Annotated in this window: 15 protein-coding genes; 7 read left to right on the top strand and 8 right to left on the bottom strand. The window is 55.4% G+C overall.

Translation table 11 applies throughout. The features are described from left to right. The first annotated feature begins 381 nt into the window (after positions 1–381). Positions 382–2,235 (top strand): choice-of-anchor I family protein, encoded by a 1,854-nt coding sequence (locus J0A66_RS21240; protein WP_206575875.1) that lies wholly within the window; start codon positions 382–384, stop codon positions 2,233–2,235. A 59-nt stretch (positions 2,236–2,294) separates the two neighbouring features. Here the strand turns inward: J0A66_RS21240 and J0A66_RS21235 are convergent, their stop codons facing one another. Further along, complete coding sequence (locus J0A66_RS21235; protein ID WP_206575874.1) at positions 2,295–2,885, bottom strand: TetR family C-terminal domain-containing protein; 591 nt, start codon at positions 2,883–2,885, stop codon at positions 2,295–2,297. A gap of 197 nt (positions 2,886–3,082) precedes the next feature. On the opposite strand from J0A66_RS21235, the gene J0A66_RS21230 reads away from it, so the two are divergent. Then, positions 3,083–3,481, top strand: coding sequence for a RidA family protein (locus J0A66_RS21230; protein WP_206575873.1), 399 nt, complete (start codon positions 3,083–3,085; stop codon positions 3,479–3,481). Between the two features lie 69 nt (positions 3,482–3,550). Here the strand turns inward: J0A66_RS21230 and J0A66_RS21225 are convergent, their stop codons facing one another. Further along, positions 3,551–4,465, bottom strand: a complete 915-nt coding sequence (locus tag J0A66_RS21225) for a LysR family transcriptional regulator (RefSeq protein ID WP_206575872.1) — start codon at positions 4,463–4,465, stop codon at positions 3,551–3,553. Between the two features lie 109 nt (positions 4,466–4,574). On the opposite strand from J0A66_RS21225, the gene J0A66_RS21220 reads away from it, so the two are divergent. After that, complete coding sequence (locus J0A66_RS21220; protein WP_206575871.1) at positions 4,575–5,024, top strand: VOC family protein; 450 nt, start codon at positions 4,575–4,577, stop codon at positions 5,022–5,024. After that, positions 5,008–5,619 (top strand): glutathione S-transferase family protein, encoded by a 612-nt coding sequence (locus J0A66_RS21215; protein ID WP_241264362.1) that lies wholly within the window; start codon positions 5,008–5,010, stop codon positions 5,617–5,619. The genes J0A66_RS21220 and J0A66_RS21215 overlap by 17 nt, the downstream gene beginning before the upstream one ends. Positions 5,620–5,673: 54 nt before the next feature. Here the strand turns inward: J0A66_RS21215 and J0A66_RS21210 are convergent, their stop codons facing one another. Next, on the bottom strand, positions 5,674–6,624 hold the full coding sequence (locus J0A66_RS21210) for a GlxA family transcriptional regulator (protein ID WP_206575870.1): 951 nt from the start codon (positions 6,622–6,624) through the stop codon (positions 5,674–5,676). 121 nt (positions 6,625–6,745) lie between these two features. Between J0A66_RS21210 and J0A66_RS21205 the strand changes: the two genes are divergently transcribed. Further along, positions 6,746–7,144 carry a rhodanese-like domain-containing protein gene (locus J0A66_RS21205; protein WP_206575869.1) on the top strand — a complete coding sequence of 133 codons (399 nt, stop codon included), beginning with the start codon at positions 6,746–6,748 and terminating at the stop codon, positions 7,142–7,144. A 229-nt stretch (positions 7,145–7,373) separates the two neighbouring features. Here J0A66_RS21205 and J0A66_RS21200 read toward each other — a convergent pair whose 3' ends face one another. Beyond that, complete coding sequence (locus J0A66_RS21200) at positions 7,374–8,501, bottom strand: PQQ-dependent sugar dehydrogenase (protein ID WP_206575868.1); 1,128 nt, start codon at positions 8,499–8,501, stop codon at positions 7,374–7,376. 236 nt (positions 8,502–8,737) lie between these two features. Continuing rightward, positions 8,738–9,214, bottom strand: coding sequence for a hypothetical protein (locus J0A66_RS21195; RefSeq protein WP_206575867.1), 477 nt, complete (start codon positions 9,212–9,214; stop codon positions 8,738–8,740). Between the two features lie 296 nt (positions 9,215–9,510). On the opposite strand from J0A66_RS21195, the gene nhaC reads away from it, so the two are divergent. Next, positions 9,511–10,923 carry a Na+/H+ antiporter NhaC gene (gene nhaC, locus J0A66_RS21190; protein ID WP_206575866.1) on the top strand — a complete coding sequence of 471 codons (1,413 nt, stop codon included), beginning with the start codon at positions 9,511–9,513 and terminating at the stop codon, positions 10,921–10,923. Between the two features lie 63 nt (positions 10,924–10,986). On the opposite strand, the gene J0A66_RS21185 is transcribed toward nhaC, so the two are convergent. The 3 genes from J0A66_RS21185 to J0A66_RS21175 all read right to left on the bottom strand — a co-directional run bounded on the left by J0A66_RS21185 (position 10,987) and on the right by J0A66_RS21175 (position 13,568). Continuing rightward, complete coding sequence (locus J0A66_RS21185; protein WP_206575865.1) at positions 10,987–12,528, bottom strand: methyl-accepting chemotaxis protein; 1,542 nt, start codon at positions 12,526–12,528, stop codon at positions 10,987–10,989. 27 nt (positions 12,529–12,555) lie between these two features. After that, the gene (locus tag J0A66_RS21180) at positions 12,556–12,696 is read right to left on the bottom strand and encodes a hypothetical protein (RefSeq protein WP_206575864.1); all 141 of its coding nucleotides are present in this window, start codon (positions 12,694–12,696) and stop codon (positions 12,556–12,558) included. 197 nt (positions 12,697–12,893) lie between these two features. Further along, positions 12,894–13,568: an SDR family oxidoreductase gene (locus J0A66_RS21175; protein ID WP_206575863.1), complete on the bottom strand. Its 675-nt coding sequence runs from the start codon at positions 13,566–13,568 to the stop codon at positions 12,894–12,896. 162 nt (positions 13,569–13,730) lie between these two features. On the opposite strand from J0A66_RS21175, the gene J0A66_RS21170 reads away from it, so the two are divergent. Beyond that, complete coding sequence (locus tag J0A66_RS21170; RefSeq protein ID WP_206575862.1) at positions 13,731–14,081, top strand: hypothetical protein; 351 nt, start codon at positions 13,731–13,733, stop codon at positions 14,079–14,081. Positions 14,082–14,176: the final 95 nt, after the last annotated feature.

Raw genomic sequence — 14,176 nt, 5'->3', positions numbered from 1 at the left:
CATGCTGCTTAATGGCCTTGATGATTTGTTCTTCGGTATAACGTTTTTTCATTCTGAGATCTCCATTGGCTCCAGTTTATTGGAAATCTCATCAAAGTCATGGTGTTAAATCTGGGGAGAAGGTCACTGAATCCGTTCCAGTGTTTGGTAACCGTTTTTTGTGCAGCAAAGATGTATGAAGCGGCTGCACCAACTATTTTTCGGGGCAGCTATTTACTCTGTGTTGTATGGATAAAGCGGATTCCACCCCAGGGGAGGCTGGGAGCTCACCTTTGCCGGCGAGCATAAAACCGTCATTTTAGCGTCATTATTCTGCAATCTTTCCTCCGTTACAGTAAACGATTAAACCGACTTACGTAACTTACTAAAAAGGAAAGAAAAATGAGCCTTAAATCTTGCATATTGGCGCTAACCATCATTTCTGCTCTGGCCGGCTGTGCTTTAGAGGGTGACGACGGTGATCCGGGCCCTGCCGGCCAGGACGGCGTCGCCGGTCAGGATGGTGCAGCGGGCCAGGATGGCAAAGATCTTCCCCGTGAACTCAGCATCGAGGTGGTGGGCCGCTTCAATACCGGTACCTACGGCAAGGCTGCCGCAGAGATAGTGCAGTTCCATCAGGGTTCCAACTCGGCCTTTGCCATCAACGCCGCCGACAACCAGATTGAAGTGATCTCCCTGGCCGATCTGCCGACGGCAGCCGTGGGCAACCCGGTAGCGGACGACAGTCTGAGCTCCACCGCTTTTACTTTCCCCGATTCAGTAACGGTAAAAGATGCCGATGGTTTGGACATAACCCTGACCCTGGGGGAAGCCAACTCCCTCGCCATCCACGGCGATCTGCTGGCCATCGCCGTTGCCGCTGAACAGAAAACCGGCACCGGCGCCGTGCTCTTCTACACCTTGAATGCCCTGGGGGAGGGCACCTTTGTCAAGGCCGTCTCTGCCGGCGCCCTGCCTGATATGCTGACCTTCACCCCCGACGGAAGTAAGGTCCTGGTGGCCAACGAAGGCGAACCTGATACCGACTACAACCTGGATCCTGAGGGCTCCATCAGCCTGATCAGCATTACCGACGGTGTGCCGGCGGATCTGGCCGGCCAAATCAACCTGACCAGCGACATGATTTTCAGCAGCGACCTGCTTGACGATGAGGATTACGATACCGATGCCAAGCGCAGGGCCTTGCTGCAGGCAGCCGGCGTCAAGTTCGCCGGTCCCGCGGGCACCAGTGTGGCGCAGGATTTGGAGCCGGAGTACATCACCGTGGCTGCCAACGGTGAAAAGGCCTATGTGTCCCTGCAGGAAGCCAACGCCATCGGCATTATTGACCTGGAAGACATGACTATCGAAGTCAAAGCCCTGGGCTTCAAGGACTGGGCCGACTACGGCATCGACTTCACCAACGAAGACGAAGTGGCCTCGTTCCGTAACCTGCCCAATGTCTACGGCATGTACCAGCCCGATTCCCTGGCCTCCTACACCTGGAACGGCGCTGTCTTTATCGTGTCAGCCAACGAGGGCGACGCCCGCGACTGGGATGCGTTTTCGGAAGATATCCGCGCGGCGGATTTTATCGACCCGGATGCGCTGAACATGACCTTCAGCACACAACTGCAGGCCCTGTACGACGCCACTGGGGGCGAAGATGGCCTGGGACGCCTGAAGGTGACGTCCGTGCTGGGTGATGCCGACAGCAACGGTGAAGTGGAAGCCTTGTACGCTTACGGGGCCCGCTCTTTCTCTATCTGGGATCAGAACGTCAACCTGGTCTACGACTCAGGTGACGATTTCGGCAGGATTGCGGCCTCGGTGCTGGGTAATAACTTTAACAGTGCCCACACTGAAAATAAGGGTGACAACCGCTCAGATGACAAGGGCGGCGAGCCTGAAGCCGTGGATGTGGGGGTGATCGAAGACCGTACCTATGCCTTTATCGGCCAGGAGCGCTCCGGCGATCTGTTCGTGTATGACATCACCAACCCCTTCCAGGCCGCCTTTGTAGCCCACTACAATAACCGTGACTTTGATGTGGACTTCGAACTGGATGACGACCTGGACAATCCTTGTGACGAAGCCGAAGGTATGGATTGTACCGACGTACCCAACGCCGGCGATCTGGGACCGGAGAGCATCAAGTTCGTGCCCGCTGCCAACAGCCCCAACGGCAACCCGTTGCTGCTTATCGGCAACGAAGTCAGCGGCACAGTGACCGTCTACCAGGTGACTGAACGCTAATCCCCCTGTCTGGGCACCCGAAGAAGAAACCGGCCCTGGGCCGGTTTCTTCTTCGGTCTTCAGTCCGGTTTCGCAAGCAGCCCACCAGCTAAAGCCCGAAAAGCCTCAACGGCCTTGGGCAACACCGTTTTGGGGCTGGTGCTGGCCGCCACCCACAGGGCAGCATTGAGCGCAGCGCCATTTAGCAGTCGGGCGGCCGCCTCGGCATCCACGGGTTTCATTGTGCCGCCGGCGATCAACCGCTCCACCGTCTGTCTGGTTACCTGCAGGCAACTGCTCTGACTGGGCCACTGAGAGGGATCGCCAAGGACCGCCGGTCCATCCAGCAACACAATGCGCTGAACTTCCGGATCCAGGGCCATCTCAATATAGGCCGCGCCCTCTGCGAGCAGGCCCTGCCATTCATCACCCGCCTGGGCCCCGGCTTGCTGGGCAGATGAGGCCATTTCTGAGTCAATCTGATCCACCACCGCCGCCAGCAGCCCACGCTTATCGCCGAAATTGTGGTACAGAGCGCCCCGCGTTAACCCCACCGCCGAGGTCAGATCATCCATTGAGGCAGCCGCATACCCCTTTTTTGCAAAAGCTACTCGTGCCGCTGAAATCAGCTTGGCACGGTTTTGTGCCATGGTCTGTGCGCGTTTTTTCACCACCTTTCCCCTTCGCAACATGACATACGAGTCGTATCTGAAGTTTGACATGCATTGCGTATGTGAACTATTTTATATACGAGATGTATGTGAATTATCTTCCCTGCATCCCGTTGCAAAATCAAGGGGCTGTCGGTGGAGCGTTGAAGGCTTCACGGCAGCCAACCTATATATTGAACATTCTTAATGAGGCCCCAATGACACAACGCGAAGCCATATTTCCCGCCAACAGACATGCACTCTATGAGGCGCATGGCTACTCTGCAGCGATTAAATCCGCTGATCTGCTGTTTGTTTCCGGGCAGGTGGGCAGCCGGGCGGACGGTACACCCGAGCCGGAATTTAAACGCCAGGTTGAGTTGGCGTTTGAGAATCTCAGCGCCGTACTGGCGGCGGCTGGCTGCACGTTTGCTGATATCGTCGATGTGACGACTTTTCATACGGATCCTGAAAATCAGTTCGGTGCCATTATGGAGGTGAAGGAACAGGTATTCAGCCAGCGTCCTTACCCAAACTGGACTGCAGTGGGGGTGAACTGGCTGGCCGGCTTCGATTTTGAGATCAAGGTGATTGCGAGAATTCCGGCGGCTGCGTAACAGGAATACCAATAGGCTTTTCTTATTTTACTCACTCACTAAACATAGGGCTGTTTAAAACCAGCCCTGCTAAATCACAGACACCTTCTTTACACTCTCACGAAGCCTTGGGGCGGCGAAGTCCAGAAAACGGCGCATTTTAAGGGGCATCAATCCACGTGAAACGTGCAGCAGATGCACGGGCAGGGGCGGCGGCTCGTATTCTGGCAGGATAATCTGAAGCTTGCCGTCCTGAAGAGCCTCGGCGGCCTGATAGTGCAATACCCGGGTGACACCCACACCCCGGATCGCGGCCTGCACAGCCGAATCACTATTGGTCACGGACAGACGAGACTGAACCGCAACGGGGATAAGTTCCGGGTTATCAGGACAGGCATAACGCCAGTTCGGCCTGGAATTAGGTGCGTCGGCAGTGATACAGGGCATTTGCAAGAGATCCTGAGGCCTTTGGGGCATCCCCTGTAGGGTCAGTAATGAGGGGCTGGCGCAGGTAACAATGCGAATATGGCCTATCGGGGTCGCCACCATGGAGCTGTCGGGCAATCTGCCTATTCTGACCGCCATATCCACCTGCTCCTCGATCAGGTCGAGTATGTGATCGGCCAGCAGTAAACGAATATTGATATCGGGGAATCTGGCCAGAAAGTCGCTGGCCACAGGCAGTACATGTAAACGACCAAACATCAGCGGTGCGGTGATCACCAGTTCGCCTTTTGGCTGTGTGTATTCACCGGTTGCCTCCCGTTCTGCTTCTTCCACTTGTTCAAGGATGCGCCGCGAGGCGGCCACATAGCCCAGCCCGGCGTCGGTCAGGCTGAGCTTTCTGGTGGTGCGCAGCAATAAGCGGGTCCCTAGCTGTCTTTCAAGCTCGGCTATTTTGCGGCTGAGGGTGGCCAGCGGCACCTTGAGGGCCTTGCTGGCTGCAGAGAAACTGCCTGCTTCTGTTACTGCAACCAGCATGGACATGGCTTCGAGGCGATCCAATATTGTTCCAATTTTCGAGAATATATTTCCCAAAAATAGCGGATTATCTTGATATTTGAAAGCTGTCACACTGACGTCAACTAATCAGTCAACAAACTTGGAGAGGCCTATGAATCCAAACCTGGCAGAGTGTCCACAGCCCGCCATCGGCTATGACCATGTGGGCATCAGAGTGTCCAACCGGCGGCGCTCGCTGAATTTCTACGCACGCCTGGGGTTTCGGGAAACCTACAAGATCCCTTCGGGCGAAGCCAATGAAATGGTCACCCAGGCAGGGGTACGTATCAATCTGATATTTAACGGCGCCCAGCGATCAGGCAGGCGCAATGTATTGCTGGATGAACCAGTCAAGCTGCCGGGTGTGACCCATCCGGCGTTTCTGGTGGCCGATATTGAGCAGTTCCAGGCCTGGCTTGGCAAGGAGGGCGTAAAGATTACTGAAGGCCCCAAACGTATCGGTCCGCGCCGGGTGGCGCTGTTCATCCGCGATCCTGACGGCAATGTACTTGAATTCAATCAACTAATACCCGGGGAGGGGACTGATGATGACACTCTATGATTTGGACGGATCCGGTAACTGCTACAAGGTGCGTTTGTTTGCGGCGCTGGCTGATATTGAGCTTGAGCTGGTGGCGGTGGATCTGCGGGCGGGGGAACATAAAGGCGAAGCGATGCGAAGCCTGAACCCCTGGTGTGAAGTACCCATACTTAAAGACGGCAATCTGGTACTGCGCGATGCCCAGGCCATCCTGGTGTATCTGGCCGGGCGCTACGGTGGCGAGGCCTGGTGGCCGGGTGAAGCGCATCTGCAGGGGGAGGTGATGCAATGGTTATCCGTTGCCGCCAACGAAATACAGCATGGCCCCGCCGCTGCACGCCTGGGGAAGAAATTTGCCGCGGATTTGGATCTGAACCTGGCCCAGGCGCGCAGTAAGCGCATATTAGGCTTAATGGATGCACATCTGGCTAAGCATCAATGGCTGGCCGCAGGCAGGCCCAGCATCGCCGAATGTGCGGTGTTTCCCTATATTGGGCTGGCCTGGGAAGGGGGACTGGAGATGGGACCGTATCAGAATGTGCAAGCCTGGATGCAACGCATACGCGCCCTGCAGGGATTTAAGGCGATGCCGGGAATAAATGGACCAGGTAGTTAATTCGGGCACTGCCAGCGGTTCGCCAAAACAGTGCCTGAAGCTTTAAGTGTCCGGTTATGCCCGTTGCTGTTGGCTGCTCTGGAAAGTGGCCCGGTATCTGCTCGGCGAAATTGACAGCGTCTTGTTGAAGTTATGCCGCAGGGTCACCGGGCTTTCAAAACCGGCCTTTTGCGCGATGAGATCGATGGACAGGCTGGTGGTCTCAAGCAACGTTTTGGCCACCTCAAGCCTTCTTTCGTTCAGCCACTCCAACGGTGTCATGTTGTAATGTTTCTTAAAGTGTCGGTCGAAGGTTCGGCGGGTCATATTGGCCCGCTGCGCCAAGCGGTCGACTGTCAGCTCTGACGACAAGTGTTTCACTGCCCAGTCCAGCACCTGGGAGACGCTGGATTTAGCTACCGCCAGAGGTTTTTGCACGAACTGTGACTGGCCGCCGCTGCGATGGGCGGGCAGCACCAGTCGCCTGGCCACCGTATTGGCATAATGGTAGCCATAGTCCCGGCGGATGACTTCAATGCCAAGATCAATGGCGGCTGCACTGCCTGCTGAGCAGCCCACCCGGCCGTCATACAAATACAACACATCATCCTGGTATTGCACATGGGGGAAGCGTGCTTTGAACTGCCCGGCATAGCGCCAGTGCGTGGTGGCTGCGCGGCCTTGGAACAGGCCCAGTTCGGCCAGCAGAAAAGCCCCGGAACAAAAACTGATCACCCGGCCCCCTTGTTGATAATGTCGGAGGATTTGTTCTGAGAGCTTGCTCTCAACCTCTGTCTGGCTGACCGGATAACTGGGGATCACCAGCAGATCTGTTGGTGGCAGCTCCTCCACCTGCTCACAAACAAGGGTGGTATGACAAAGGCCGTTGAATTGATTCGTGGATAAGGATACCAGACCTGTGCTGTACCACTGTCCGAATTCCGGTCTTGGCAGAGCGAACAGTTCGGTGGCGCAGGCCAGTTCAAACAGCGAGAGGGGCCCTGTCAGCAGGATGGTGACCTTCATTGACCAGCCATTAAAAGATCCAATGTCCTGATATTATCGAACAATGTCTATTTAGACAATTATGCAGGTTGAGAACCGGGTCCATAATCAGCACTCCATTACGCCACCAAGGAGAACATCTATGCCATCTACCGTGATCAGACCCAGACCCGCCGTAAGCAGTGAAGCCCTGGAACACTTTCAGAACCTGCTGAGATTTGAAACCGATTGCTGGGATGTGCACTACGCCATGACGCACGATCTGCAGGATTTTGTGTTGTTGGATGTGCGCGGTGAGGAAACCGCCGGCAAAGGTTTTATCCAGGGAGCAGTGATATTGCCCCATGCAAAAATCAATGAGCAGACGCTGCAGGATTACCCCGACGATACCATCTTTGTAGTCTATTGTGCCGGCCCCCATTGCAACGCCACCGAGAAGGCCGCCATAAGACTGGCCAGGTTGGGTCGTCCGGTAAAAAAGATGATTGGCGGCGTGACCGGCTGGCTGGATGAAGGTTTTGAGCTGAGCACAAATGCCTGAGATCGTCAGATATAGAAGCACAGGGCAAAGACTGCACTTCTATTCTGAATCTGATGAAAGAACTACGGCATTTGAGGGTCACCGGCCAGAGTTCGCTGGCACGGAACAGGCGCTCCAACGGCTCTACCTTGAGCAAAGCCGCTTTGGCATCTTGACAGCCGAAGTCAACAACAGCGTGGAGGGGACCTGACTATCTCTGATAGCCCCTTTTTTTGTGTATAAGCCGCTGCTATCGGTCCCGGACCGGCTCCAAGCGGTAGAGTCCGCCGTCTGACATATCGGTAAGGAGGTAGAGGTAGCCGTCCGGTCCCAAAGCCACATCGCGGATGCGCCCTATTTTTTGGCGCAGCAGCTCTTCCTGATGTACCACTTTATTGTCTTTGCTGAGCTCCAGACGCAGGACTGATTGGTGGGCGAGGGTGCCGAGAAAGAGATCACCCTGCCAGTCGGGAAACTTATCTCCAGTGTAGAAGGCCATGCCGGAGAATGCGGGTGAGGGGTCCCAGTACTTGACGGGATCGGTAGTCCCCGGTGCCGTGGTTCCGCCTATCGGCGTCTGGTCCGAGTAAGTGTCGCCGTAGCTCACTGCGGGCCAGCCGTAGTTGTTGCCGGCCTCAATAAGGTTCAGCTCATCTCCGCCGTGGGGGCCGTGTTCATGCTGCCAGATGGCCCCTGTGTCTGGATGCACCGCCATACCTTGCGCGTTTCGATGGCCATAGCTGTAAACTTCCTCCCGGACGTCCGGCTGCCCTACGAAGGGGTTGTCCTGGGGAACCGAGCCGTCCATATTCAGTCGTACTGTGGCGCCTACTGAGGTGGACGGGGTCGGAATGTCCACGGTTTTTTCGCGGCGTTGACCGCGTTCCCCCAGGGTTACCAGAAAGGTGCCATCGTTCAGAAAAGCGATACGGGAACCGAAATGATAGCTTGGCTTGAGAAAGGGGGTCTGCCGATAGATTTCCTGTAGATCTTTAAGTCCTGAGCCTTCGAGTCGGGCGCGGGCGACCACTGTGCCGCCCTTGTCTTGTTCGCGAAGGGAGTAGGTCAGGTATATCCAGCCGGTTTTTTCATAATCCGGCGCCACGGCCACGTCGAGCAACCCGCCCTGATTCTGGGCCCAGACAGCCGGTACACCCGAGAGCTTGGTGCGTTGGCCGCCATCGACCAGAAAGAGGGTGCCTTTGCGCTCCGTAATCAGCATGCGGCCATCGGGTAACCAGTCCACCGCCCAGGGGTGGTCAAGATCTCCCACCAGGCGCGTAACCCGGAACTTAGCCTGTTCTGACTTGAACTGGCCAATAATCACTTCTGCGCCGTCGCCAGAGTTTCCGTCAGATGAGTTTGCCTGGACGGCCATGGATAAAAGGCATAGTAAAAACAGACAACCCAATACAGGCCTGCCCGTCAGAAAACTTTGCCGATTAAGGCTCTGAGCTCTCTTTTGGGTACTGTTTTTCCCTGTCATAACACAGAAAAGCGACTTGTCTGGATCCCGCATGGTTTTCTCCTGTTTAAGCCAGAATATGTACAGCCAAGGGGTCTCCTTGCTGAAGCTTACCAAACAAGTTTAGCAGCCAGGTATCAGCCCTCAGGCTAGATAGAGCCTTGCCGGCATTGCTGTACCCGCTGGTGGTAATCCCAGCCCAGAGGTCGTTCCAGTTGTGCCGTCACAACTTCGGAGACACAAGTGCCGGTGTCCACTTCCTGGATCCACATGGCGATCTTATCGCCCCTGATTTCCCTGTTCAGCATGTAGCTTTTTTCAGGCTCAAGGGTCACTTTAATATGGGCAAAGGCTTCCTTGCGGCTGTGGGGTATATGTGATCGATAAGTGACGGCTCGCACCCATAAATCATGCTCGCCACTGGGGTATTGTTTCGGCTGTGTCCAGCCAACCGGCTTGTGGTTGGCACACAACAGATGCACGTATTCTTTGTCGTTTTCGATGTCTCGTTTGAAATTCTCAAACCTGAAATGGTTTTCTTTAATCTTTGTTTGCAGGGGCAATACCGAACAGCCATTGACCAGAAGGCCTGACAGGCACAGAAGGATCAGACTCTTGCTTTTCATTTCTCAACTCCGTTTGACAGATGCACAGGCTAAAGGATAGCCGACAGATGAGATGCTTCCTCCCACCTCAGTTGCAGTATGGATACTTATAAAGTGTGAGGCAAGGCACTGACAAAGAACAGGGTGCCCTTGTAGTGGTTTTCCATCCCGTTCAAAGCGGCAATGCTTGCGCTATCAGCCTGATAGCATTGTGAGTTTTTCTGATATGGGGTAGGTTGGCTTGTGCGCTTTTTGAACTGTCTGGCTGGCAGAGGCCGACGTCAATACCTACAGAATAAATATAAACAGGAACGCCTATGCAAACCTATCCCCCGGTCAGACAACCCGGTTTAGTCCATGTATGGCTGCTGGCCGTCGCCATTATCGGGGTGATTTTTCTGTTCGTGCAGCATTGGGCGTTGCCTATCCACCTGGCGCTGCTGGCCAGTTGGTTTCTGGTCATGGGCCTGGGACGGTGGCTGGGGCTGGATTACGCCAGCATGCAAAAAGGCATCACCACGGGGATTCATCACGGCATGGACGCGGTGCTGGTATTGATTGCCGTAGGGGCCCTGATCGGCACTTGGATGGTAGGCGGGATCGTGCCCAACATTATCTACTACGGCTTGTCTGTTATGAGCCCGGATTGGTTTTTACCCGGCGCTTTTGTTATCTGCGCCATTACTTCGCTGGCCACCGGCACCTCGTTTGGCACCATCGGCACCGCCGGTATTGCCATGATGGGCATTGGGGCGGGATTTGGTATTCCCCTGCCGATAGTCGCCGGCGCCGCCATCTGCGGCGCCTATGTGGGAGATAAATTGTCGCCCCTGTCCGACACCACTGTCATGACTGCCTCGTTGTGCGAAGTGGGCCTGGTAGATCATATCAAGTCCATGCTGACGGTCAGTGCGCCGGCGCTGTTGATCACTTTTTTATTGTTTCTGTTCGCCGGCTGGCACTACCAGGGAGCAGGAGAGTTGAACCAGGCCCAACAGGCTATGGCGGTACTTGAGGGCAGCTTTAGTATCGGCTGGGTGATGCTGGTGCCGGCTTTGGTGGTGGTCGGTTTGCTGGCCATGCGTTATCCCTCCGTACCGGTGATTTGCCTTGGCGCGCTGCTGGGCGTGGTATGGGCGATCCTGTTCCAGCAGCAACCACTGGTGGAGGCCATCAGCAGCCTGTACGGGGGCAACCGGGTGGAAGAGGGACTGGGGCTGCTCAGCAGCCTGCTCAACCGCGGCGGTATGGCGTCCATGTTTGAGGTAATCATTCTGGTCCTGCTGGCCCTGGGGCTGGGTGGACTGATGGAGGTGACCGGGGTATTGGGAACCATCGCCAATCGGTTGCAGCGCTGGGCGCATACGCCGGGCAGGCTGGGTGTGTCGACCCTGTTTGCCGGCTTTCTGGGTAATTTTCTCGGTGGGGCGGCTTATGTGTCGCTGATCACCGCCAGTACCATCACCCGCACGAATTACGAGGCCATGGGCATCGACAGGCGCGTGCTGTCGCGCAATACCGAGGCCGGCGGGACCATTACCACGCCCATGGTGCCCTGGTCAGATGGCGGGGTGTTCATGGCTGGCACCCTGGGGGTGGCGACCATGACTTACCTGCCATATCTGTGGTATCACTTTCTGGTGCTGGCTTTGTCAGTCATTTACGGTTTTGCCGGCATTGCCATGTGGCGGACCACGGAAACAGGTGGGAGGACCCCGTCACTGGATTAACGCGGGTCCGGCGAAGCTTATTGATCATTTTGCCAGTCGCATCGCGACGTGTTCCTTCCCGGTTTAGTATTTGAACTTATTCAACATAGAGGACAGATCTTCAGCCACCTGACTGATACCGTCACTGTTCTGGGCAGTTTGCTTTGCCGCAGAAGCTGACTGATTCACCTCGGTCAGTACTTCGTGGATGTGCCGACTGATTTCCTCGGCTACCACACTCTGTTCTTCCGTGGCAGTGGCTATCTGGGTGTTCATGTCTGAGATAGTGGCGATACGCCCGGAAATACTGGTCAGCACCTCACCTGCTTTGGCCGTATTGTCGACACAGGTCCCGGCCTGCTGATTGCTTGCGCTCATGGTGTCCACGGCTTGCTTGGAGTTGTCTTGCAAACTGGCGATCATGGTCTGGATTTCCGTGGTGGAGTCCTGCGTTCGCGCTGCCAGAGAGCGAACTTCGTCCGCCACCACGGCAAAGCCCCGTCCCTGTTCACCGGCTCTGGCCGCTTCAATGGCGGCGTTCAGGGCCAACAGATTCGTCTGATCGGCAATGCCTTTAATCACATCCAGAATGGTTGAGATGGTATTGCTGTCTTTTTCAACCAGCAGAATGGCGTCTGATGCCGTGGAGATTTCTTTGGCCAGGCGCTCCATGCTCGAGATAGCCTGCTCGACGATTTTGATTCCCTCCGCCGCTTCGCGGTCAGCGCCCTGCGCAGTGGAAGAGGCTTCAGCCGCATTGCGTGTGACATCCTGCACTGTGGCCACCATCTCATTTACGGCGGTGGCGATTTGGTCCAGGCTTTCCTGCTGTTTGGATACTGAGTTATCGGTCTGCTCGGCGATATTCAGCAAGTGGCCAGAGGAAGCCTTAAGTTCGGTGATGGAGTAACCGAATTTTTCCACCAGCGACTGCAGGCTGTTACTGAACAGGTTGAAACTCCTGGCCAGGGAAGACAGTTCAGGTTGTCCTTTTTCATCCAGGCGCTGGCTGATGTTCAGGTCCCCCCTGCCCATATCCACGGAGCGTATGGTGGTGACCATCTTGTTCAGCGGATTAAACAGTATTTTGACCGCCAACCAGGCGAACAGCAGCACCATAATTCCCACCAGCATTTGCATGAAAAACGCCATATTTAACCAGAAGCTGGCTTCTGCACTGGCCACTTCCAGTTGTTGACGGGTGCGTCGATCAAGCTCTTTGAAGAAACGGTTGACCGGCGCCATGATCTTGTCCACTTCCTGATGATACTGATCATCAAACAAGATGCGCAGGGCGAAAGATTGCACGCTTTCGCCTGGCAGGGGGGCGAAGGGCCCGGCGACCACCCTGTCTTGTCTGACCGACTCCATGGCCTGGGTTTCGGTTTCGATGAGGGCATTGGAATAGCCGGCAGCTTCATCCAGCAGCGCCAATTCCTCTGCTGAGAAGTTCAATTCCTGCATGATGTTCTTCTGGGCGATTTTCTGACCCGGATACAGGGCCTCATTGACGTCGACCGGGCGCGCAGTTTTGCCGCTACGCCAGTTAACGATGTCAAAGTAGGCGTCCCAGTATTTCTGCTGGCCGGTCGCCGCATAGCTTCTGGCCAGGCGGGTCAGGTTCATTGAACTGTGGCGAAATTCATCCGCCAGCTAATAGGACAGGTATCGGGTCTGGCTTGCCTCAAGCTGTCGCTCGTTTTTGGCTACCGCGATTTGCTCCGCCAGCATGGCGACAACGATCAGCACCAGTGTGACGCCGAAGGCAATCAGCATTTTTGTTCGAATAGTCATGTTTTATCTCCAGGCCGGTTGTATGCCACTGAGACACTCACAGTAGTAGAGAAACCAGGCGTTGTAGACATCCTGTCTTAGTCTTGCCACCAAACCAAAGAGGTTATGGGAAGGGAGTCCGTAGCATGATATTGCCACTTCACTCAGACCTGTTCGATGAATTGTGAAGCGGAGATAACGCTATGACAGACTCTCTTCTAGTCATTAGGCATCAGAAAAATCTCCCGCACATTGTTTCTTGGATCGGCATTGATGGCGTGCAGGACTGCGTCGGCCACATCTTCGGCGGCAAGTTTGCCGGGTTTGGGCTCATCGAAAAAGGGCGTATTCACCATGCCCGGGCAGATGGTGGTGCAGCGGCCCTGCCATTCGGCCATTTCCTCAGCCAGGTTCTGGCCGAAACCGTAGGCAAACCATTTTGAGGCGCCGTAGACGGAGCCTTTCAGGGCCCGACGGCCTGCGGCTGACGCAGTGAGGATAAACTGTCCCCGGCTTTGATGCAGATGGGGCAGGGCGTACTTTGCCGTGTACAGCAGGGCCATCACATTGACGTCAATCATCTTGCGCCACTCCTGCGGGGCGCCTTTTTCCACTCCGGGGTGCTCCACCCCAGTGCCCGCATTGGCAAAAGCCACATCCAGCCGGCCGAATCTGTCTATGCCGGCTTTAATGACCTGTTCCAGTTCTTCGGGCGCTGTGGCATCGGCGGGGACGGCCATGGTCTGATCCCTGCCAAGTTCGTTCACCAGGCTGTTCAGCTTGTCTGCACTTCGGGCGGTAAGAATGAGTCTCATCCCTTGTTTGGCGGCGAGTCTGGCGGTGGCCTCTCCAATACCACTGGAGGCACCTGTAATCAACATAACCTTATCCATGCTGTCTCCTTGTCTTACTCTGGGAGGTTGTGGTTCTCATTAGACGGATAAGTGTAGGTAACTCAGCAGTGCAAGGGGGACAAATTTTGTTCATGGAGTTGCAGAACAGTAGCGATTTTGTATATACCTTTATACTGTGCGGGTTAATCGGGAGGACAACAGATGCCGGTTCACCGCTGGCTTGAAATGATCGTCTTGTTTATCTGTCTGCCCCTGGGGGTGGCTTTTTTTCTGCAGCGTCCGGGAGTCTGGCTGATGCCCCTGCTGGTGCTGGTCAGCTTGCTGTGCCTGTATCTTCTGTTATCCGATCCCAAATTCAAGCGCTTTCGTTTATGGCATATACAGGGCTGCGGGAGCTGTATTGTCCGTCAGATGGCGTTGTTTCTGCCCTTTGCCGTGCTTTGCAGTGCCCTGGTGTATTACTTCTCTCCTGAGCTGTTTTTGCGCTTACCCAGCCAGGCCCCCGAGCTGTGGCTTTCTACCTTGTGTACGCCCAGCATGGGCATGAACTAATGAGGTGAAAGTCCTCTGTAGGAAGATCACCGTTGATTAACTGTCTGTTATTCAACGCTAACTACTAGCGAATGGCAAGGGCCAACCTGCGAGGG

The organism is Bowmanella dokdonensis, from assembly GCF_017254865.1.
In the GTDB taxonomy this organism is placed as follows: Bacteria; Pseudomonadota; Gammaproteobacteria; order Enterobacterales; family Alteromonadaceae; genus Bowmanella; species Bowmanella dokdonensis.
This window is presented reverse-complemented; position numbering and strand designations above follow the sequence as displayed.

Coding starts and splice junctions, on each gene's coding strand:
- J0A66_RS21240 (WP_206575875.1), top strand. CDS start 382: ATGAGCCTTAAATCTTGCATATTGGCGCTAACCATCATTTCTGCTCTG.
- J0A66_RS21230 (WP_206575873.1), top strand. CDS start 3,083: ATGACACAACGCGAAGCCATATTTCCCGCCAACAGACATGCACTCTAT.
- J0A66_RS21220 (WP_206575871.1), top strand. CDS start 4,575: ATGAATCCAAACCTGGCAGAGTGTCCACAGCCCGCCATCGGCTATGAC.
- J0A66_RS21215 (WP_241264362.1), top strand. CDS start 5,008: ATGATGACACTCTATGATTTGGACGGATCCGGTAACTGCTACAAGGTG.
- J0A66_RS21210 (WP_206575870.1), bottom strand. CDS start 6,624: ATGAAGGTCACCATCCTGCTGACAGGGCCCCTCTCGCTGTTTGAACTG.
- J0A66_RS21205 (WP_206575869.1), top strand. CDS start 6,746: ATGCCATCTACCGTGATCAGACCCAGACCCGCCGTAAGCAGTGAAGCC.
- J0A66_RS21200 (WP_206575868.1), bottom strand. CDS start 8,501: ATGGCCGTCCAGGCAAACTCATCTGACGGAAACTCTGGCGACGGCGCA.
- J0A66_RS21195 (WP_206575867.1), bottom strand. CDS start 9,214: ATGAAAAGCAAGAGTCTGATCCTTCTGTGCCTGTCAGGCCTTCTGGTC.
- nhaC (WP_206575866.1), top strand. CDS start 9,511: ATGCAAACCTATCCCCCGGTCAGACAACCCGGTTTAGTCCATGTATGG.
- J0A66_RS21185 (WP_206575865.1), bottom strand. CDS start 12,528: ATGAACCTGACCCGCCTGGCCAGAAGCTATGCGGCGACCGGCCAGCAG.
- J0A66_RS21180 (WP_206575864.1), bottom strand. CDS start 12,696: ATGACTATTCGAACAAAAATGCTGATTGCCTTCGGCGTCACACTGGTG.
- J0A66_RS21175 (WP_206575863.1), bottom strand. CDS start 13,568: ATGGATAAGGTTATGTTGATTACAGGTGCCTCCAGTGGTATTGGAGAG.
- J0A66_RS21170 (WP_206575862.1), top strand. CDS start 13,731: ATGCCGGTTCACCGCTGGCTTGAAATGATCGTCTTGTTTATCTGTCTG.